Genomic DNA, 19,497 nt, shown 5'->3' with positions numbered 1-19,497 from the left:
AGATCGCGGCTGGCCTGCGCCACTACGCGCGTGGCGGCTTCCATCCCGGCGGCCTGCGTCTGGTGGGCGAGGAAGGCGCGGAGATCGAGGCGACTGGGCCGGCTCGCTACTACAGTGCCGCCGAGACGTCGCGGATGCTGAAGGGCGGCTCGGGCTCCGGGGACCTGTCGCGAGCCGCTGACGCGGTCGTGGCCGCTCTCGGCCCGCAGCTGAACGCCATGCTGATCAACTCCAACAAGATCCAGCGGCTGCTGGACGGCTGGGACGTGGACGGCCTGCCGAAGGAGCGAGATGCGGCATGAGGATGGTCCGCCCAGCCTACATCGATGACAGCGTGCTTGTGTCGTCCACCGTCGCCGACACCGTAGAGGCATGGTCGAGCGAGGACACCTACGCTGTGGATGCGGTGCGCTACCGCGTCATCGGGGGCGTGCGCTTCCAGTTCCGATCGCTTCAGGCCGACAACACCGACAAGACGCCGGAGAGTGAGCCCACGTGGTGGAAGCCCGAGGGGCCCACCCCGGCCTGGGCCATGTTTGACGGCGGCCTTCAGACGAAGAGCAGCGCGCCCGACCTGTTGGGCGTGGGGCTGCAAATGCCCGCAGACCAGCGAGCCGATACTTTGGCTCTGCTGAGCATCAACGCCGCCAGCGTCCAGGTCGTGGTGACCGATGATGTGGATGGCGTCGTCTACGACCGCACGTTCGGCCTGATCTCCGATAGCGGCATAACAGACATCTACGCCTACTTTTTCGAACCGATCGTCCGCTTGCCCGACCTGATCCTCACGGACCTGCCGGCAGGCTACGCCGGTTCCCTGGTGGAGGTGAGCCTGATCGACGAAGGCGGCCAGCCGTCCTGCGGCGCGCTCGTGATCGGGCATGCACGGAAGCTTGGCGATACGCGCTGGAACCCCAGCCTCGGCATCCGCGACTTCTCCACAAAGGGCGATGCGCCATGGGGCGAGTTCGTGATCGTCGAGAAGGCCTACCGCCGGCGCGCCTCCTTCAGCGTGATCGTGCCCATGGGGTTCGTCGACGAGCTCATGGACCTACTTCCGCAGTACCGCGCCAAGCCGGTCCTCTGGATCGGAGACAGCGAGTTCAGGTCCACCGCCATCTTTGGCTACTTCAAGGACTTCAACGTCGAGCTGTCTCTCCCGCCGTCTCTCGCCCTTTGCAGCCTTGATCTGGAGAGCCTGGTCTGATGCCGACGCCGCCCCCGCCCGTTGACGTCCTGCCGACGGCTCCGAACCGCAGCACCATGCCGGCCTCGGTGTTCGTGGCCATCACGAACGCCTTCCTGGGTGCGCTGCAGGGATTCCGGGCTCAGCTCGTGGCCTTAGCCGCTAACGCCTTCGCGAACGCCACCGAAGCACACGGGGACGCCGAAGCCGCCGAAGCCGCCAAGAACGCCGCCCTGGCGGCTCAGCAAGGGGCGCTGACCACCTCCACGAAGGTCGCCACCTCGCATTCGAACCTGACTATGGCGGCGGGGGTTAAGACGGTTGTTCTGCAAGAGAGCGGCCGGACCCTCGAAGATGACGAGCAGGTGGTGCTGATCTACCTGGGCGATGTCGAGAGCCGGATGATCGGCTCCATCACGAATATCGCGGGCCAGGCGCTGACCGTGGAGGTGGCGGAGGCAGGCGTGGTCGGCACGGGCGGCCCCTACAACCGCTGGGCCGTCATCTCAGCCGCGCTGCTGGGCGTCAGCGCTACGGCCGCCGAGATCCGAGCCTTCCTCTCGGACTACGTGAACATAACGCCGGCCGGGATTGCTGCGGCGAGCGACTTCCACGAAGTCGCTGGTGTCTCAGGTACGTTGACGCCGGACATGGCGGATGGGTGGATGCAGGCGTTCACCCTCACCGGAGACGTGAGCGTCGCGCCGATCGAGAACGGCTACGTCGGCCAGTTCTTCACGCTGGAGTTCAAGCAGGGCGGGGGAGGCGGGCACGAGGCCAGCTGGGACGCCGGCTACAAGTTCGACGGCGACGTCGATGGCGTGCTCACGGCGACAGCGGGCAAGGTGGACGTGGTGAGCGGCTTCATCCGCTCGCTGAGCCCCTTCAAGGCGCGTGTCGGCATCGCCAAGGGCTTCGCGGACTGATGCTGTTCGGTGGCGCGCTCAGGCCCAGCAGGCTCGTGGGCTGGATGGGCGTTGGCGGCGGCGGCGGCGGCGGGGGGGGAACAGCGGCGCTGTCGACGCAGGCTCGGGTGGTGAAGTCGTGTTCGCGACCGTCGCAGTCACGCCCGGTCAGTCGTTCGCCGTCACCATCGGCCAGGGCGGGAATGCTGGTGAGGACATCCTCCCTCCCGACGACGTGTTCCCAGGCGACGGCGGCGACACTGTAATCGCTGGCGTGCTCACGGCGGAAGGCGGCGCTCACGGCAACAACCGTCTGCAGTCGGCCCCGACCCCCGAGGGCGGCGATGGCGCGGCCGGCCCACGTTCCGGCATGGACGGCGGCCCTGGCCTTGCCTCCGACTTCGACGGGACGACACGAACATATGGCTCGGGCGGCGCCGGCGCGGTGTCCGTCACAACCGGCACGCCGGGGGCGCAATCGACGCTGCCGAACCAGGGCGGCGGAGGGAATGGCGGCCTGGGCGCCGAAGGCTTCCCGGGCCAGGCCGGCCGCGCCGTGGCCCGGTACCGCACAGGAACCCTGACGGCGACTGGAGGGGCGATCACGACCTCCGGCGAGTGGACCGTCCACACCTTCACCGGCGACGGGACCTTCACGGTCACCGGCTGAGCCTCGGAGCATACCATGACACGCCGTATCGGAACCGGCCCGGGGCTGATCCCCCGGGGCGCTGATCTGTTCGTGCCGCCGGAGGGGGCGGCATGGGTGGTGAGCACTGAAGACGAAGAGACCTACTACAGCGATCCCGAGGACGGCGCGCTGTACTACTCGGAGGGCGAATAGATGGTAGCGCGCAGGCCTCTTTCGGAAGCGCCTGAGTTCGCGGCTGTACTCGCCGCCGGCGAGGCTGCTGTTCAAGCGAAGGCAGACGCCGAAGCTGCGGCCGGCACGGCGACAAGCGTCGCCGCCGAACTTGAACCGCTCGCGACAGCCGTGCTCGACGCTGAGACCGCTGCTCAGGGCGCAACGACGGCCAAGAACGCCGCTGAAGGCCTGGTTTCGGCGGCCCTTGCGGCGGCCGAAGACAAGGGAACGCGGGCAGCGTGGTCGGCGACCAATATCCCGTCTGTATTCCAGACGATCAGCACGAGTGGATACTACGCCCACGGCGACGGCGGCGGCGCTCTCTATAGGCGCGTGGGTGCGGAGCCCTCACATGCCTGCAAGTTCCAGTCTGCCGACGGGGCCTGGTGGGAACTGTCGGAGCCTTATCCGAACGACCGTCAGGCGGGTGCGAAGGTCGATGCAGTCAACTACCCGGCCGCGACCATCGCCAACGGGACGGGCAACATGACCGTCCCGGGCGCGTCCTTCACCTCAGAGGACGTGGGCAAGAAGGTGATCATCCCGAACACCTTCGGCTACATCGGGACCATTACGGCCGTGACGGGCGACACGACGGCGACGGTCAGCCCTGCGGCGTCCCCCGGTGTGGCCGGCGTGGATTGCTGGATCGGCACGGACGACAGCGCGGCGCTGCAAGCCCTGATCGACTATGTCGACGCCCGTGGCGGCGGCCGGGCGAGCCTGACCAGCGGCGCGCGGATCGCGGATGACGTGACCTTGGCGGACCGCGTCGCGCTCATCGGGGACACCGACTGCTCCATCGGCAATCCGGGGATTGTCGGTCGCACGGCCTCCATCGTCATCAGCGCCGGGTCTGACGCGCCCTACGTGATCGGCTCCGACGAGACGGTGTATGGGGCGAGCCTTCGCAAGCTGCATGTGATCGGGGCAGGACCGGGCAGGCCCGACCAGATCGGGGTGGACGTGGCCTGCTTCAACGGCCGCTACGAAGACCTCAGCATCTCGCGCACCGGCCAGCAGGGCTTCCGCACGAAGGACGGAGCGGCCAACGCCGAGATCCGGCGTATCCAGGCCAACTTTGCCTTCATGGGCGGCGTGCCTGAGGAGATTAAAGCCGCCGTCGACATCGATGGAGCCGACCACAACATCGAGCGGGTCCAGGGCTACTGTTCGAACACCGGCATGTCCAAGTCGCTGACGGTCACGGCGACGCAGAGCGCGGGGGTTGCGACGTACACGAGCGCGGCTCCGCACGGCATTGTCGTCGGCGACATCGTCTTCATGTATGGCGCGAACCAGGCCGACTACAACGACATCAAGTACGTCACGGCGGTGCCGTCTTCGACGACGTTCCAGACGATAATTGCCTCTGGGGCTGCGAGCCCCGCGACCGGGACGATCACGTGCGACGTTATCCGCGAGGTCGGCGTGCTGATGCGGGGCGGAAACAACTGGATCAACGAGATTAATGCCGAGCAGTCGGATGTAGGCTTTGTCGACCTTGCTGTTGACATCAGTCGCGTCAACGCAGTTCGCGCGATGCGCAACTTCGGCCACGGGATGATCACCGGTGAGGGCCAGTACGGGAACTGCTACGCCCTCGATAATGGCCTAGCCCGCGATAACACCTACGACGGTTTCGTCGGCGTGCCTGGCTCAGCCGGTACCCTGATCGCCGGCGGAACTCTGATCAACCCCGTTGCGCGCTGCGGAACCTACGACCCGACTAAGCGCCATCGCTACGGCTTCAACTACTCCGCCAGCAGTGAGGGAGCACCGCTTCGGCGTGCCAAGCTGGTCCACCCAAGATCCTATGATCACCAGACCGGCGCGATCCGGCAGAATGCATTCTCACCCCAGGGCGTCGCGTTTGTTTCGGCTGTGAGGCGCATCTCTTCGGGTGCGACCCCGAACGCTGAGGGTACGACCCGCTTGCTGTTGGAGCACGCCTCGGCGACTGACGTGACGAGTTTCACGGGCGGTGTGGCGGGGCAGGAACTCGTCGTTTACGGCAACAGCAACGTCACGCTTAAGCACGGGACGAGCCTCAAGCTGAACACGGGGGCGGACAAGGTGATGGCAGCCAACCGCTCCTACGTGTTCGACGCATGGCCGATCGGGACGAGTTACGCTGTGGTCTGGGTGGAGCGGGGCTGAGAAAGCCACGCGCTCCAGCGCTGCGCGAGGAACCACTTGCCGAGGCGCTGTCCCGGCATCTCGACATAGCGATAGCTCAGGTACGAAAGCGGGATCGTCGTCGCGAGGGTGAGCCCGGCCAGGGTGAAGGCCTTCGCTTCGGAACCGAGCGTGGTCAACGCAAGAGGCCAAGCGATCAGGCACATCACTGGGAAGTGCAGTAGGTACATGGCGAAGCCGATGTCGCCCATGAAGGTGCCGAATTTGGTCCGTAGGAATGGCAGGTCAACAGACCCTGTCGTGATGCACGTCAAGATCGCAGCGGCGCCCAGCGAAGCGAGGATTTGAGTAGGCCTATGATGGCCTTCCGGGAGGATCATCCCGCTGAAGGCGAGTGTGACAAACGCTATCAGCAGGACTCCATAAGCTAGGCGCTTCGAGGCCCGCAGCCTCTCGCCAACCCAGGTCGGCAGAACACAAACGGCCGCACCGATCATGAAGTCGACCAAATACAGACCGACCCCGTAGTAGGTACTGGAGCCCACCAGGACGCTGACGATGCCGAGGGCGGCCAGCGTGACCCAGAACAGGCGGCGACGGATTAGGTGCGGCAGCCAAGGCATCAGGGCTGAGCCCGCGAGTTCAGCCGAGTTGGTCCACAGCGGCGGTAGGAGAAAGGCCAACAGGCCGGCCGCGCTAGCCGCGAGATGTAGGACCGTCATTCGGTCTTCTTGGAAACGGTCAAGCATCCATTCGGACGCGCCTGGAATGGGACGGCCATAGTGCAGCGTCAGGAGGTAGGCGAGACTGAGCGCGGACGCCGCCAAGATGGTTGGATAGAGCCGGAATAGGCGGCGCACGTAGAAGTCGGTAGCGCTGTTCTTTCCTTGCTCATCCCGCTTCAGGACGGCAAGGGCCATCAGGTAGCCGCTCATAGTGAAGAACGTCACAAGGAGCGCCTCATCATTCAGCGCCCAACGGACGGTATCGACCCACTCAGCAGTCCGGAAGTAGCCCAGGCAGTGTTCGATCAGAACGACCGGCGCGAGAAGGGCTCGGATCGACTGCAGTTCAACGAACTGCCCTTCGCGCTCTTGCATAGTGTCGCCTCCCAAGCGTCAGCATATCGCTGGTTTGGGACGGGTGCAGTGGAAATCGTGCAAGCGCAGCGTGTGCTGCCTCTGCGCAGCCACCGCTCTCGCTGCGCGTCTATGAGCGGGAAAGGTGGCCGGCGCGCTCCGTCCTCCGCGCCGGCCTACCGAGCGGACCGGAGGGACTACGCTCGGCGGCCTAAGCACGCCACCTCAGGCGGAAGCGGTCAACCTCAGTCCTCCGCCGCCGTGTTCCGGAAGTAGTCCTCGCCGGGCCCTTCCGGCCCGACCATCCGCACGACCGGCTGTCCCGGCTCATCAGGGTAGGTGAGCTGTAGCCGTCCGCCTTCAGGCGCGGCCCAGTCCAACAGCACCTGGTCGAGCACTTCCACGTTCTCGGCCTGGCCTGGGATCATCACCAGGAACTCCGGATCGAACGCCGATAGCGCTTCGATCAGTTCGCGCACCTTCATAGATCGCTCCCGTTCCGGCCCGGCGTCGGCGGCATCCCCTTTTACCCCTTAGTTCAGGATGGAACGATGCCTCACGCGCCCGCGCCGTGGCTGGGCCTGCTGATGCAGGCTGCCTTCTACCTTGTCACCGCCGTCGCCGTGATCGCCACCATGCGGCAGCTGGTGAAGGGGCTTCAGGACGCGTTCCAGGAGCTGAAGCGCTGGGCCGAGGGCATGGACGCCTTCCGCCGGGAGTCAGAGAGCGACCGGGCGGCGATCAATCAGCGCCTCACCACCATCGAACGCGACGAAGGGATACTGCAGCGCCTCAACGACGCGCTCACGGAGCTGCGGACCGAGAGCCGCATACGCTTCGACCACATCGAGAAGAGCGGTGAGAGGACGGCGAGGGAGGTTGCGGGCATCCAGCGGTCCCTCGCCAACCTCGCCGCAGGCAAGACCACGATCACGAAGCTGGAGGACTGACCGATGGAGCACATCAAGTCCTTCATCGGCGAGTTGGCCCGGCCCCTGGCGATCATCTTCACCTCCGCCGCCGCGTCCTGGGCTACCGTCGTCATTGCCTACAAGGTCAGCGACGGTAACGACGGAGCGATCTTCATCACCGGCGTCTTCGCTGGCGTCGGCGCGCTCTACATCGGCAAGGCCTTCGAGCTGACCCGGATCGCGGCGCACACCTCGGAAGTGGAGAAGGTGAAAGCCTCGGCCACCCCGCCGCCGGGCGCCGCTGCGATCATCGCCGCGCCTGACGTGGACGTGGCGATCCGTGAGGCGGAGCCCGCCGAAGACCCTGCCATGTATGGAGGGCCGCGCCCGTGAGCCTCACCCTGACCACAGAGGAGCGCGACGAGGCCCGGCGGCTGATCGCCCGGCTAGGGGAGTTGCTGAACAAGGCCGAGGCGGCTCCTGCGCCAATCCCAGCGGCGCCCCCTGCTGCGCCCGCCGCAAATGGCCCCGTCATCGGTCTGTTCGCGGAAGACTATGCGGAAGCCGCCGCCCGCTTGCGGTGCGACGTGGCCGCCATCCGCGCCGTCGATGACGTCGAGAGCAATGGCCGAGGCTTTGGGCCTGACGGCCGCCCGGTCATTCTGTTCGAGCCCCACGTCTTTTCGCGCCTGACCGGCCATCGTTTCGACAGCACGCACGGCGGCGTCAGCTATCCGAAGTGGGGCCAGAAGCCCTACAAGAAGACCCAGGCTGAGCGCTGGGATCAACTGCTCTACGCAGCGAACCTTGACCGCGAGGCGGCCTATAAGTCCGCCAGCTACGGCCGCTTCCAGATCATGGGCTTCAACCACGAGGCCTGCGGCTTCCCCACGGTCGACGCCTTCGTGGCCGCCATGCGTCGGAGTGAGCGAGAGCACCTTCTAGCGTTCGTCCAGTTCGTCATCTCGAACAAGCTGGACGACGAACTGCGCGAGGGTCGGTGGGAGGACTTCGCGCGCCGGTACAACGGACCCGCCTACGCGGCGAACGGCTACCACACGAAGCTCGCCTCGGCGCACGCGCGCCACGCCGCTTAGCCGTGATCCGCCGGGCCTTCCTCCTGCTGCTCCTGGCGCTGGTCTGGCCCTTCTACGTCCCTCTCGCACGGAGATACCTCGGATGCTCGCCACCGCGTTCCTCTGGATCCGCTCGAACCGCCTGATCGCGGGCCTGGCCGGGGTGGGCGTGGGCCTGCTGCTGCTCACCCTGGCCTGGATGCTCGCCGTGCATGTCGGGGAGCGCCGTGAAGCCGCCCGCCAGGCCGAGCGCCGCGCCGCCGCAATCACTGACGCCGTGACGATCGACTCCGCCGCCAAGGAGGTCGCCGCCGAACAACGCCTCGCCGACGCCCGGCGAATGGCCGAACTGCAACGGGAGCTGGAGAAAGCCGATGACCAGGAAGACGACAACCGCCCTAGTGCTGCTCGCCTCGCTTACCTGTGCCGCGTGCGCGCACAGCAAGCCGGAGGTGCATCAGGCTTACCCCCCGCGTGCCGATCTGCTGGCGCCGCCGGAGCCGCGAGTGCCCGATGAGGCGCTGATCTCTGAGAAGGCCGCGAACGACTACAGCGCGGCGGTGCTCAGCTGGGGCAGGGGGCTGCAAGCGCAGGTCGGCCGGCTGTGCAGGTGGGCGGTGGCGAACGGGATGCAGGACGTGAGCTGCGCGCCGCCCTGAAACCCGCGCCGCCTCTCAAAAGTTAGAGGCACACGGCCTTGCCTGGCCGCCCTTTCTATGTTGCACCGGCCCCGTCAGCTTCGCGCTGGCGGGGCCTTTGCGTTTCAGCCCACCTTCCGTGTGCGCTTCGCCGGGGCAGGCTTCGCAGCCGCCTTTGCAGGAGCCCGCTTGCGCCGGTCACCGGAGGTCGCAGCGCCACCGCCAAGGCTCGCCTTCAGCGCAGCCATCAGGTCGATGATCTGCGCCTCCCGCGGTTCCTCGCGGCTACGCGAGCCAGCGCGGACGATGCCCTGCTCGGCCTTCTTGCGCTCCACGAGCTCCAGCACGGCCGCCTGATAGCGGTCGACGAACGAGGCGGGGTCGAAGGGGCCTGCGTGCTGCGTCAGGATCTGCTTGGCGATGGTGACCATCGCCGCGTCAGGCTTCGTCTCGGGCAGGCGATCGAAGTATGCCCCAGCGTCGCGCACCTCCTGATGCGTGCGGATGGCGTGCGCGACGATCCCCTTGCCGCGCACCTCAAGCGCGAACTGCCGCTCCCGACCGTTCATCACGACACGGGCAAGCGCCACTTGGCCGCCTTGGCGCATGGCCTCGCGGATGACGGCGTAGGGCTCAACGGCCAGATCACCGTCCGGCACGAGGTAGTAGGGCTGATCCCAGTACAGCCGATCGATCTCGGCTTCCGGCACGAAGCGCTCGATCTGGATGGCTCCGTTGCTCTCGACCTTCAGCGCCCGCAGCTCGTCGTCGGTGACGGTGACGTACAGGTTCTTGTCGACCTGGTAGCCCTTCACCAGGTCCGAGCGCTGCACTTCCTCGCCGGAAGCGTCCTGCGGCTTCATGCGGATGCGGTCGTTGGTCTTCGGATCAATCAGGTTGAAGCTGACGCCGCGCTTCGCCGCCTCGGTGGCCTTGTAGAGCGCGACCGGGCAGGTAACGAGCGACAGCTTGAGGTGTCCGTTCCAGGCGGGACGGGCGGCCATGGGCTTCCTTCCTACGAATGGGGAAAGCGGCCCGTCGCTAAGAGGGCTGGGCAGCGCCGAGGCCGCTCCCACAGCGCCTCAGCGCCGCGGGAGTCGCCATGTAGGGGTTTGAAAGCGTTAACAAGCGCCGCCGTCTGGATGATTCGTGATTCGCGTCAAGGGCTTAGCTCTAGCCGCCCTCCAGCTGCTCCGCGGCCCGGTCCAGCGTCTCCCGGTCGTTGTCGTGCTTGCCGATCAGCTCGCCGGCCTGCTCCATGGTAATCCCGTGCTTCTCGGCGAAGTAGCGGACCTCATAGCGCTCCGAGCCTGAAACCCGGCTGCGGTCCGACTCGCCCACGTTCTGCTTGTCGTCGCCCATTCGGTCATCCTCCTGCGCGGAGGAACGACTCAGCCGGCGAGGCGGGTTCAACAGCCGTGCGTCTGCTCTGCCTGGTGCGCCTGTTCCCACGGCGGGACTTCTCTAGACACCTCAGTTTTCCTTGAGCGCGAGTGCTTCGAGCTCGTCCATATCGAGGTCTGTTCCCTCGTCAGTCACGACTAGCGGATTTTCGTTGGCGGTCTCGCTCATCCGCGCCAATGCGTCCGTGGCGCTTGCAAAATGCTCGGTGACGATGCCGCCGGTTGTCATGCGGTGAAGCAGATAGCCCATGTCACATCATAGCGACGACCTTGGGTGCGCGCGACCGGTGTCAGCGCCAGCCAGAGTCAACTGAGACAATGGCGAGGTCAGATTGGGACGCCGCCAGCGGGCACGACTAGACTGGCCGCGGCCCGGAACGTCGGCGGCGCCAGACGCTCCTCTCGCCAGCGTTGAGCTCACGATAGAGCAGGTCGCGGCCCGCCCACTCACCCATATAGCGGAGCGCCTTCGGCACCTCCTCTGTCGATGCGATCCGCGCCGTCACGAATATCCCCGCGTCGAGATCGGAAAGCCCGCGTGCGTCAGGAAGGTGCGAGGTTACCCGCTCGGCGAAGCTCTGGATCCGCTTCACGTCCAGCTTTGATAGACTGAGGCTTTTGAGGAGCTGGCGCTTGGCCTCCTGCCAGAGCTCGTCACTCAGCAGCGGGCGGAACGGCGTCGCCGCTCCTGGTGACGCCATGTAGTGGCCGCGCTCGCCGCAATGCGGGCAAGCGGGGCGACGATTCCATAAGGTCGCTCTCGGCCCCTCCGCCTCGAGAATCGCGACCACGTCCACAGGGGAGCCTTGGCCGCAACTTCGTTCGCTGCAGATGCGGATGACCCGGGCACCCTGCGCGGCCATGCCGCCGATGGTCGCTTCCCAGGCGAAGGGGGTTCGGCGGCTCGTTCGCGTTCCCACGCGTGCTCTCGGTCTGGGCGCCAACCCGATCCGTTTGAAGCGCCCTTGGCCGCCCGCCGTCAAGAACCAGAACAAAAAGTGTACACAGACAATCGAGCCTAGCGCTTCTTCGGCGGCTTGCCGTTCTGACGCTTGGGCCGCAGAGGCAGGCGCTCAGTGAACACGCGCACCGGAGCCGCACGCGTCGCTTCCACGGCGCGCTCGAAGGCCTGGCGCCCCCGGCGCAACTCGTCCCCTGCCGGCGGCCTTCTGGGTCTGCTGGCCGAGGAGCTCGGACGCCGCGATCTGGAGTGCGCCGCGAACGATGCTTCGCTCGGCGTAGAAGCGGTCCTGCCCGTGCTCCGGGAGCGTCTCCAGGTAGTCGGGCTCACGCAGCCTGAGCGCCGATGAGAGCTGTTGGTCCGACGGCCACACGCCAGCCGCGTCGCGGTACGCCTGCATCGCGTCGAGAACATCCGCCATCTGCCCGCTGAACTCGTAAGCCCGGCCCGCGCCACGCACGACCCGGAGCATGTTGGCCGCCAGCGCCCTCAAGCTGCCGTCGAGGCGTCGCTCGGCCTCGTAAGTGGCGATCTCGCGCTCAGCTTTCTCTGAAACGACCTTCACGAGGACGAGGAAAGCACGACCGCAGGCCGAGGAAAACGGCCGCGTCTCAGCGCAGTCCCCGCCGCTAAAGCGGGAACCATTCAGGGAACCAACGCTCCGCATGCCCGCCAAAGAGGCGCGAGCCGCCGCGGGCTAATCAGCTGTTTTTATTGAAGAAAATGGGATGGTGGACGCGACAGGGATTGAACCTGTGACCCCTACGATGTCAACGTAGTGCTCTCCCGCTGAGCTACGCGTCCATATCCGTACGTCGGGAGGCGCGGGATATACCCATGCCCCCGGCCGCTGGCAAGCGCCTTACGCGGCGATCATCCGGTCCACCTCGGTGACGATTTCACGCAGGTGGATGGGCTTCGACAGCACCTTGGAGCCGGCGGGCGCCTTCTCGCCGGCCGCCAGGGCCACAGCGGCGAAGCCGGTGATGAACATGATCCGTAGGCCAGGATGCTTGGCCGCCGCCTGCCGCGCCACCTCGATGCCGTCGAGGCCCGGCATGACGATGTCGGTGAGCAGCAGGTCCCACGGCTCGTCCAGATAGGTCGCGGCCTCGTCGCCGTCAGCGCACGCCGTCACGTCGTAGCCCGCCCGCTCAAGGGCGCGCGCGAGGAAGCCTCGCAGGGAATCGTCGTCTTCGGCGAGGAGGATACGGGGCATCGGGACAGTCGGCTCGGGAGTGAACGCCCAACATAACCGGCCAAGCGTAAATTCGCGATGAACCCTTTGACCGAAGGCGTGGGCTCGGCGTTCAATGCGGACGATGAATGCCTGGGAGCGCCTCGGCGACGCCGAACCGGACGCGGACGCCGCGCCGGCCTACACCCTGCGCCGCGCGGCGCCGAGGGCGCGCCCCCGCCGACCCCGCTGGTGTTCGCCTCGCCGCACTCGGGCCGGCTCTATCCGGAAGACATGATGTCGGCCGCCGCGCTCGACGCCGTCAGCATCCGCCGCTCCGAGGACGCCCTGGTGGACGATCTGATCGCCGCCGCACCAGAGTTCGGCGCGGCGGTGATCACCGCCAGCTATGCGCGGGCCTACATCGACCTCAACCGCGAGCCCTTCGAGCTCGATCCGGCGATGTTCGTCGACGAACTGCCCGAGTTCGCCCGCGCAAGGACCGCGCGGGTCGCCGCCGGCCTCGGCGCCATCGCCCGGGTGGTCTCGGAAGGCCAGGAGATCTACCGCCGCAAGCTCACCTTCGCCGAGGCCCGCAAGCGCATCGAGGGGGCCCATCGGCCGTACCACCGCGCGCTTGAAGGCCTGCTCGCCGACGCCCAGGCCGCGCACGGCGTCGCGATCCTGGTCGACTGGCATTCCATGCCCGCCGCGGCGGCGAAGGCGGGCGGACGCGACCGGCCGTGCGACATCGTGCTCGGCGATCGGTTCGGGGCCGCCTGCGCCGGCGTGCTGCCCACCCGCGTGGAGCGCGAACTGGAGGCCTTCGGCTATCGGGTGGCTCGGAATACGCCCTACGCCGGCGGCTACACGACCGAGCACTACGGCCGCCCCGCAAGGCGCACGCATGCGCTGCAGATCGAGCTCAGCCGCGCGCTCTATCTCGACGAGGTGACGCTGGCGCCCACGGGCGGTTTTCCGAGCCTGAAGGCGCACATCGAGCAACTCACCCGCATGCTCGCCGCGGCCGACTGGTCAGCCCTCAAGGCAGCCTAAAAAAAGCCGCGCCCGAAGGCGCGGCAGTTCAATAGGGAGGAAACGCCCAGGAAGGGCAAAGGCGTCAGCGACGCCTAGAAGCCCTACTTACGCTGCAGCGCACAAAAGGCAAGTGTGCGGAGCATCAAAATACCAACGCCGGTCGGAAGAGGCTGAAATTTCTGCCTCGAGGCGACGTGCATGCAGCCCGACTTTCCTGCGGCAGGGCCCGTCCTCCGCACGATCATTTTCAAGGCCATAGGGTCGCGGCCGGTCAGTTCTTGCTGGCGGCGCGGCCCGCTCTCCCCTAGAAGGCGCGCCACTCCAGCCGTCCAGAACCCCCTTTCCATGTCGCTCCGCAACATCGCCATCATCGCCCACGTCGACCACGGCAAGACCACGCTCGTCGACCAGCTCCTCGCCCAATCGGGCGTCTTCCGCGCCAACGAGGCGACGGTCGAACGCGCCATGGACTCCAACGACCAGGAGCGCGAGCGGGGCATCACCATCCTCGCCAAGTGCACCTCGGTGCTGTGGAACGGGAAGGCCGGCGAGACCCGGATCAACATCATCGACACGCCCGGCCACGCCGACTTCGGCGGCGAGGTGGAGCGGATCCTCGGCATGGTGGACGGCTGCGTACTCCTGGTCGACGCCGAGGAAGGCGTCATGCCGCAGACCAAGTTCGTGCTGACCAAGGCGCTGAAGATGGGTCTGCGGCCGATCCTCTGCATCAACAAGGTCGACCGCGCGCACGCCGATCCCGACCGCGTGCACCTCGAGACCATCGACCTGTTCTCGGCGATCGGCGCTGACGACGAGCAGCTGAATTTCCCGCACATCTACGCCTCGGGCCGGAACGGCTGGGCGACCCTGGACCTCAACCAGCCGTCGGACAACCTGGGCCCGCTGTTCGACCTGATCGTCGATCACGTGCCACCGCCGGCCGTCGAGGCCAACAAGGACAAGCCGTTCCGCATGCTGAACGTGCTGATCGAGAGCGACCCGTTCCTCGGTCGCCTGCTGACCGGCCGCATCGAGAGCGGAAAGGCGGTGGCCGGCATGGCCATCAAGGCCCTGGACCGCGACGGCAAGCAGATCGAACAGGGCCGTATCACCAAGGTTCTGGCCTTCCGTGGCCTGAAGCGCCAGCCGGTCGACGAGGGCGCCGAGGCCGGCGACATCGTCGCCATCGCCGGCATGTCGAAGGCCACCGTGGCCGATACGCTGTGCGCCCTCGAGGTCAGCGATGCCCTGCCCGCCCAGCCGATCGATCCGCCGACCATCTCGATGACCGTCGGCGTCAACGACAGCCCGCTCGCCGGTCGCGAAGGCGACAAGGTGCAGAGCCGCGTGATCCGCGACCGCCTGTTGAAGGAAGCCGAGGCCAACGTCGCGATCCGCGTGACGGAAACCCCGGGGTCTGACGCCTACGAGGTCGCCGGCCGCGGCGAACTGCAGCTGGGCGTGCTGATCGAGAACATGCGTCGCGAGGGCTTCGAGCTGTCGATCTCGCGTCCGCGGGTGGTCTACCAGACAGGTGAGAACGGCGAGCGCCTGGAGCCTATCGAGGACGTCGTCATCGACGTCGACGACGAATACACCGGCATCGTGATCGAGAAGCTGTCGGCGCGGAAGGCCGAGCTCAAGGACATGGGTCCGTCCGGCGCGGGCAAGACCCGCATCCAGCTGATGTGCCCCTCGCGCTCGCTGATCGGCTACCAGGGCGAGTTCCTGACCGACACCCGCGGCTCGGGCGTGCTCAACCGCGTGTTCAGCCACTATGAGCCGCACAAGGGCGCGATCGAAGGCCGTCCGAAGGGCGTGCTGGTGTCGAACACCGACGGCGAGACCGCGGCCTACGCCCTGTGGAACCTCGAAGAGCGCGGCGTGATGTTCGTCGGCGCGGGCGAGAAGACCTACCAGGGGATGATCATCGGCGAGAACAGCCGCTCGGACGATCTCGACGTCAATCCGATCAAGGGCAAGCAGCTCACCAACGTCCGCGCCTCGGGCAAGGACGAGGCCGTCCGCCTGACCCCGCCGCGCCGCCTCACCCTCGAACAGGCCATCGCCTACATCGAGGAGGACGAGCTGGTGGAGGTGACGCCGAAGTCGATCCGCCTGCGCAAGGAAGTGCTGAACCCGTCGTTCCGGAAGAAGCGGGCGCGCGAAGACTAGCCGCAAAAGACGGCAATCGAATGTGATCCGCATGTGGCTGGACGCGACAGCCACATGCGTGACACGGGAAGGGTCTATGGATCCTGCCATGACCGACACGCCCCAAACCTGCCCGGCAAAGCCTTATCCGCCGCGCCACTATCCGACCCCCGCCGCCAAGTGCGCGGACCTGGTCGTGCATGTGGTCGGCCTGACGCTCGCGCTCGTGGGCGGCATCGTCCTGCTGACCATCGCCGTGACGAAGGGCTCCATCAGCCAGGTGGTCGGCGTTTCGATCTATGCGGCCGGCGTGCTGGCCATGCTGGCCTTCTCCACAGCCTACAACTTCGCCAAGCCGCGCTTCCGACCCACGCTGCGCCGGCTGGATCACGCCGGAATCTTCCTGATGATCGCCGGCTCCTACACGCCCTTCACCCTGGGCCTGCCGGGCGCCTGGGGCTGGGGCATGACCGCGGCCGTCTGGACGATCGCGACGCTGGGCGCCGCCGGCAAGCTGGTGCTGAAGAACCTCGACCGGAAGTTCTGGGTCGCCATGTACCTCGCGCTGGGATGGCTCGTCGTCATCGCGCTGAAGCCGATCATCGACAGCCTGGCCTGGTACGCTTTCGTCCTGCTGGTCACCGGCGGCGTGCTCTACTCCACCGGCGTGATCTTCTACGTGAACAAGCGCCTGAAGTTCGCCCGCGCCATCTGGCACGGCCACGTCGTCGCCGCCGCCGGCGCCCACTGGGCCGCGGTGTTGCTGGGCGTGGTGCTCGCCTCCCAGCACTGAGCGTCATTCGACGCCTCGACGAGGCAGCCGTTTGCCGCCAGGGTCTGGGCCACCATGCAGGCCGCGGCTCCCAACGGCGCCGGCGGCAGGTCGCCCAACAGCGCTTCCAGCCGCGCGTCCATCGCCTCGTAGGCCTCGGCCTGGGCGCAGCCGAACACGTCCAGCACGGCCCGCTCATCGGCGGTCAGCGCCGCCACGCCCGGCGGCGAGATTGTCAAGCTCCGCCGCCCGTGCAGGGCGAGCTGCTGCAGGAACACCTCCAGCATCCGGCACGCCTCAGGCCCGGCCCAGCCGCACGCGTCCTCGAAGTGGGCCAATGCGCCCGAGCAGCCGGACTGCCGCGCCAGACGCCGGATCGCGCCGATCAGCAGGCGCTCGCCGTGGAGCAGGGATGGCGGATCGCGGTCGAGCATGGCCGACTCCTCACTGAGGCTCCGACGCTACCGCTATTGATAATCGTTCGCAACTAAGGACGTGCGCCTAGAGCGGCCTTTCCATCCAGACATCGCACCGGGCGTAGTCGGTGTGGGTCGGCTCCAAAGCTTGGAAGCCCATGGCGCGGTAGAGGGCCAGCGCCGGCGCGAGGCTGGAGTTGGTCTCGAGGTACAGTCGCGTCGCGCCTGACTCTCGCCCGGCCTCGATGCAGCGCTCCATCAACCGGCGGCCGAGGCCCGTCCCGCGCGCGGCCTCGGTCACGGTCATCTTGGCCACCTCGAAGCCGCCGTCCGCCATGGCCAGCAACGCCACGCAGCCCACCGGCTCGCCGTCCTGGAGCGCCATGAAGATCCGTCCGCCCGTGGCGATGATCTTGCCCTGCGGGTCCTCCAGCACCTCGCGGTCCTTCGGCTCGAGGGTGAAGTGCTTTGAGATCCAGGCCTCGTTGAGCGTCCGGAACGCCTCGGCGTGCTGTGGTTGGAATTCGACGATCTCCACGGGCAACCCTCCGAAACTGTGGCGGTCGGCCGACTCTGTCGCCAAACTCGCGGCGATGGCCAATCCGATCTTCGCGAACCTGCCCACCACCGTCTTCGAGGAGATGTCGGGCCTGGCGCGCACCCTGGGCGCGATCAACCTCGGCCAGGGCTTCCCCGATGATCTGGGGCCTGAGGCGATCCGCGCCAAGGCCGCAGACGCCGTTCTCCACGGCTACAACCAGTATCCGCCGATGCGCGGCCTGCCCGAGCTGCGTCAGGCGGTGGCCGGCCACTACGCCCGCACCCAGGGCCTGGACCTCGACTGGGAGGGCGAGGTCACCATCACCTCGGGCGCCACCGAGGCGCTGACCGCGTCCTTCCTCGCCCTGATCCAGCCCGGCGACGAGGTCGTGCTCTTCCAGCCGCTCTACGACAGCTATACGCCGATGATCCGGCTCGCCGGCGGGGTCCCGCGCCTGGTGCGGCTCTCGCCGCCGGACTGGCGCTTCACGCGGACAATGCTGGAGGCGGCGTTCAGCGAGCGCACGCGCTTCGTCGTCCTCAACAACCCGATCAACCCCGCCGGCCTGGTCCTGCCGGACGAGGATCTCGCCCTGCTGGCGGAGTTCTGCGTCCGCTTCGACGTCGTCGCCATCTGCGACGAGGTCTGGGAGCAGGTGGTGTTCGGGAACGCACGCCACCGGCCGCTCATCGCCTATCCCGAAATGCGCCGGCGCACGGTGAAGATCGGCTCGGCCGGCAAGATGTTCGGCCTCACCGGCTGGAAGGTCGGCTTCCTGTGCGCCGCCCCCGAGCTGACCCACAGCCTGGCCCGCGCCCACCAGTTCCTGACCTTCACCACCCCGCCCAATCTGCAGGCCGCGGTGGCCTGGGGCCTGGAGAACGCCGGCGACTGGTTCACGACCATGCCGCGGGACCTGGAGGCCTCGCGCGACCGGCTGGCCGAGGGCTTGCGGCGCGAGGGCTTCGCCGTCCTCTCGAGCCAGGGCACCTACTTCCTGAACATCGACCTGCCCGCCTCCGGGATTGCCGAGGCCGACCGCGCCTTCTGCCTGCGCGCCGTGCATGAGGCCGGCGTTGCGGCCATCCCTGTGTCGGCGTTCTACGAGGAGGACGCGGTGACCAGCATCGTGCGCCTTTGCTTCTCGAAGGGCGACGCCGTGCTGGACGAAGGCGTCGCGCGCCTGGCGAAAGCGCGCGACCTCTCCCGCGCCTGTTCCTAGGCCGGCCCGATCATCGCCGAGCTGACCCAGCCGCGATTGCCGTTCTCGTCGTCGACCTCCCACCAGATGCCGTTCTTCTGGCCGGTGGGATAGACGAGGTCCCCGACCGCGAAACTGCGCACCTCGGCGGCCTTGGGCGATGCGCCGGCGCGCATGACCACGGCCTGTTTCACCTTGTGCGCCTGCACCCCCGCGTTCTGGGAGGCATCAGCGCCCGACGGCGCGCTGCGCTGTAGGTAGCCCACCAAGTCGACGAAGGCGTTGAAGTAGGCGGCCGTCACGACCTTGCCCATCGCCGTGTTGCCGTAGCCGCCGCCAATGGCGGCGAAGCCGTCATAGTAGCCGCCACCGCCGAACCCGATGTCGGTCTTCTTCGAGACGCCCTCGGCGACGTAGAGCTGCTCGGTCGTGCGCGCGTCAACCAGGGTGATCAGCGCCTGGGCCTGCTGGCTCTTCACCGTCAGGCCGCTGGCGAGCGCGCCGGCCATCCCCAGTCGGCCGCCGAACGCGCCCACGGCGGTCCCGATGGCGCCGCCGCTGGAATTGCCGTTTGAATTGGCCAGGTCAGGCACGATGAAGAAGTCGGCGGCGGCCACCTGACCCTTGCCCACGTTCGCCCCGCGCCGCAGGTCGCCGCCGGCGCCCAGCTCGGCCTCGACCGTCCGCATGGCCAGCCCGGCGTTGCGGTCCACCACCCGCAGGCACCCCGACCGCATCGCGAACAGCTTGATCACCGCTTCCGGGTTGGAGAGGCCCAGCCCCGTCCACCAGTCGTTCTCCGGCTCCCGGATGGCGACGCGCCCGAGCGGCTTGTCGCACCTGGGCAGCTCGGGCGTCGCCGCGGTCTTCGGCGCCTTCTTGTCCATCCCGTACTGGGCGGCGGCCGGCCCCGCGGCCAGGACGGAAACCAGGACGCCCACAGCGGCGCCCCGCGCAACCTTGCGCATCACATCGTCTCCCCGACTGAAAAGGAGACGACGCTTAAGGTGATGCGCCCGACGGGCTCGCCAC

General features: G+C 67.4%; 24 protein-coding genes, 1 tRNA gene and 1 pseudogene. 14 read left to right on the top strand and 12 right to left on the bottom strand.

The annotated features are described in order from the left end of the window. Positions 1-298: 298 nt before the first annotated feature. The 5 genes from LRS10_RS09475 to LRS10_RS09455 are packed head-to-tail and all read left to right on the top strand — an operon-like array spanning position 299 to position 5,116. Positions 299-1,207, top strand: a complete 909-nt coding sequence (locus LRS10_RS09475) for a hypothetical protein (RefSeq protein WP_257837027.1) — start codon at positions 299-301, stop codon at positions 1,205-1,207. Beyond that, entirely contained in the window at positions 1,207-2,112 is a 906-nt protein-coding gene (locus LRS10_RS09470) for a hypothetical protein (protein WP_257837026.1), read from the top strand. Before LRS10_RS09475 ends, LRS10_RS09470 begins: the two co-directional genes overlap by 1 nt. Next, the gene (locus LRS10_RS09465) at positions 2,081-2,761 is read left to right on the top strand and encodes a glycine-rich domain-containing protein (RefSeq protein ID WP_374569690.1); all 681 of its coding nucleotides are present in this window, start codon (positions 2,081-2,083) and stop codon (positions 2,759-2,761) included. Before LRS10_RS09470 ends, LRS10_RS09465 begins: the two co-directional genes overlap by 32 nt. A gap of 15 nt (positions 2,762-2,776) precedes the next feature. After that, positions 2,777-2,935, top strand: coding sequence for a hypothetical protein (locus LRS10_RS09460; RefSeq protein ID WP_257837024.1), 159 nt, complete (start codon positions 2,777-2,779; stop codon positions 2,933-2,935). Beyond that, positions 2,936-5,116 carry a hypothetical protein gene (locus tag LRS10_RS09455; RefSeq protein ID WP_257837023.1) on the top strand — a complete coding sequence of 727 codons (2,181 nt, stop codon included), beginning with the start codon at positions 2,936-2,938 and terminating at the stop codon, positions 5,114-5,116. It abuts the gene before it with no gap. Here the strand turns inward: LRS10_RS09455 and LRS10_RS09450 are convergent. Both LRS10_RS09450 and LRS10_RS09445 read right to left on the bottom strand, forming a co-directional pair. Then, positions 5,086-6,195, bottom strand: coding sequence for an acyltransferase (locus tag LRS10_RS09450; RefSeq protein WP_257837022.1), 1,110 nt, complete (start codon positions 6,193-6,195; stop codon positions 5,086-5,088). The genes LRS10_RS09455 and LRS10_RS09450 overlap by 31 nt on opposite strands. Positions 6,196-6,419: 224 nt before the next feature. Then, the gene (locus tag LRS10_RS09445; protein WP_257837021.1) at positions 6,420-6,659 is read right to left on the bottom strand and encodes a hypothetical protein; all 240 of its coding nucleotides are present in this window, start codon (positions 6,657-6,659) and stop codon (positions 6,420-6,422) included. Positions 6,660-6,725: 66 nt separating this feature from the next. Here LRS10_RS09445 and LRS10_RS09440 point away from each other — a divergent pair, with 66 nt between their 5' ends. The 5 genes from LRS10_RS09440 (at position 6,726) to LRS10_RS09420 (ending at position 8,820) form a co-directional block, all read left to right on the top strand. Further along, positions 6,726-7,124 (top strand): hypothetical protein, encoded by a 399-nt coding sequence (locus tag LRS10_RS09440; RefSeq protein WP_257837020.1) that lies wholly within the window; start codon positions 6,726-6,728, stop codon positions 7,122-7,124. A 3-nt stretch (positions 7,125-7,127) separates the two neighbouring features. Then, on the top strand, positions 7,128-7,478 hold the full coding sequence (locus LRS10_RS09435) for a hypothetical protein (protein WP_257837019.1): 351 nt from the start codon (positions 7,128-7,130) through the stop codon (positions 7,476-7,478). Then, positions 7,475-8,182: an N-acetylmuramidase family protein gene (locus tag LRS10_RS09430; protein ID WP_257837018.1), complete on the top strand. Its 708-nt coding sequence runs from the start codon at positions 7,475-7,477 to the stop codon at positions 8,180-8,182. Before LRS10_RS09435 ends, LRS10_RS09430 begins: the two co-directional genes overlap by 4 nt. Positions 8,183-8,264: 82 nt before the next feature. Then, a complete protein-coding gene (locus tag LRS10_RS09425) occupies positions 8,265-8,678 on the top strand; it encodes a hypothetical protein (protein ID WP_257837017.1) in 414 nt (137 codons plus the stop codon). After that, complete coding sequence (locus LRS10_RS09420; protein ID WP_257837016.1) at positions 8,668-8,820, top strand: hypothetical protein; 153 nt, start codon at positions 8,668-8,670, stop codon at positions 8,818-8,820. Before LRS10_RS09425 ends, LRS10_RS09420 begins: the two co-directional genes overlap by 11 nt. A gap of 104 nt (positions 8,821-8,924) precedes the next feature. Here LRS10_RS09420 and LRS10_RS09415 read toward each other — a convergent pair whose 3' ends face one another. The 7 genes from LRS10_RS09415 to cpdR all read right to left on the bottom strand — a co-directional run bounded on the left by LRS10_RS09415 (position 8,925) and on the right by cpdR (position 12,382). Next, entirely contained in the window at positions 8,925-9,803 is an 879-nt protein-coding gene (locus LRS10_RS09415) for a Ku protein (protein ID WP_257837015.1), read from the bottom strand. A 169-nt stretch (positions 9,804-9,972) separates the two neighbouring features. Continuing rightward, on the bottom strand, positions 9,973-10,161 hold the full coding sequence (locus tag LRS10_RS09410) for a DUF3606 domain-containing protein (protein WP_257837014.1): 189 nt from the start codon (positions 10,159-10,161) through the stop codon (positions 9,973-9,975). Between the two features lie 111 nt (positions 10,162-10,272). Then, positions 10,273-10,452 carry a hypothetical protein gene (locus LRS10_RS09405; protein ID WP_257837013.1) on the bottom strand — a complete coding sequence of 60 codons (180 nt, stop codon included), beginning with the start codon at positions 10,450-10,452 and terminating at the stop codon, positions 10,273-10,275. Positions 10,453-10,558: 106 nt separating this feature from the next. Next, positions 10,559-11,065, bottom strand: a complete 507-nt coding sequence (locus tag LRS10_RS09400) for a hypothetical protein (RefSeq protein WP_257837012.1) — start codon at positions 11,063-11,065, stop codon at positions 10,559-10,561. 210 nt (positions 11,066-11,275) lie between these two features. After that, positions 11,276-11,839 carry a hypothetical protein gene (locus LRS10_RS09395; protein ID WP_257837011.1) on the bottom strand — a complete coding sequence of 188 codons (564 nt, stop codon included), beginning with the start codon at positions 11,837-11,839 and terminating at the stop codon, positions 11,276-11,278. Positions 11,840-11,892: 53 nt separating this feature from the next. After that, positions 11,893-11,967 (bottom strand) — tRNA-Val (locus LRS10_RS09390). 58 nt (positions 11,968-12,025) lie between these two features. Continuing rightward, positions 12,026-12,382, bottom strand: a complete 357-nt coding sequence (gene cpdR / locus LRS10_RS09385; RefSeq protein WP_257837010.1) for a cell cycle two-component system response regulator CpdR — start codon at positions 12,380-12,382, stop codon at positions 12,026-12,028. A 103-nt stretch (positions 12,383-12,485) separates the two neighbouring features. On the opposite strand from cpdR, the pseudogene LRS10_RS09380 reads away from it, so the two are divergent. From LRS10_RS09380 to LRS10_RS09370, 3 genes and pseudogenes are all read left to right on the top strand, one after another. Continuing rightward, positions 12,486-13,396 (top strand): annotated as a pseudogene (locus tag LRS10_RS09380) (N-formylglutamate amidohydrolase). Between the two features lie 327 nt (positions 13,397-13,723). After that, positions 13,724-15,556 (top strand): translational GTPase TypA, encoded by a 1,833-nt coding sequence (typA, locus tag LRS10_RS09375; RefSeq protein ID WP_257837009.1) that lies wholly within the window; start codon positions 13,724-13,726, stop codon positions 15,554-15,556. Positions 15,557-15,644: 88 nt separating this feature from the next. After that, the gene (locus LRS10_RS09370) at positions 15,645-16,328 is read left to right on the top strand and encodes a hemolysin III family protein (protein ID WP_257837008.1); all 684 of its coding nucleotides are present in this window, start codon (positions 15,645-15,647) and stop codon (positions 16,326-16,328) included. On the opposite strand, the gene LRS10_RS09365 is transcribed toward LRS10_RS09370, so the two are convergent. Continuing rightward, complete coding sequence (locus tag LRS10_RS09365) at positions 16,211-16,741, bottom strand: hypothetical protein (protein WP_257837007.1); 531 nt, start codon at positions 16,739-16,741, stop codon at positions 16,211-16,213. The genes LRS10_RS09370 and LRS10_RS09365 overlap by 118 nt on opposite strands. A gap of 67 nt (positions 16,742-16,808) precedes the next feature. Then, the gene (locus LRS10_RS09360; protein WP_257837006.1) at positions 16,809-17,261 is read right to left on the bottom strand and encodes a GNAT family N-acetyltransferase; all 453 of its coding nucleotides are present in this window, start codon (positions 17,259-17,261) and stop codon (positions 16,809-16,811) included. 55 nt (positions 17,262-17,316) lie between these two features. Here LRS10_RS09360 and LRS10_RS09355 point away from each other — a divergent pair, with 55 nt between their 5' ends. Beyond that, a complete protein-coding gene (locus tag LRS10_RS09355) occupies positions 17,317-18,486 on the top strand; it encodes an aminotransferase (protein ID WP_257837005.1) in 1,170 nt (389 codons plus the stop codon). Here the strand turns inward: LRS10_RS09355 and LRS10_RS09350 are convergent. Beyond that, the gene (locus LRS10_RS09350; RefSeq protein ID WP_257837004.1) at positions 18,483-19,433 is read right to left on the bottom strand and encodes a CsgG/HfaB family protein; all 951 of its coding nucleotides are present in this window, start codon (positions 19,431-19,433) and stop codon (positions 18,483-18,485) included. The genes LRS10_RS09355 and LRS10_RS09350 overlap by 4 nt on opposite strands. Positions 19,434-19,497: the final 64 nt, after the last annotated feature.

Origin of the sequence: Phenylobacterium sp. J426 (assembly GCF_024699945.1) — a bacterium.
In the GTDB taxonomy this organism is placed as follows: domain Bacteria; phylum Pseudomonadota; class Alphaproteobacteria; order Caulobacterales; family Caulobacteraceae; genus Phenylobacterium.
Note: the sequence above shows the minus strand (reverse complement) of the source record. Positions and strands in the feature narration are given on the sequence as shown.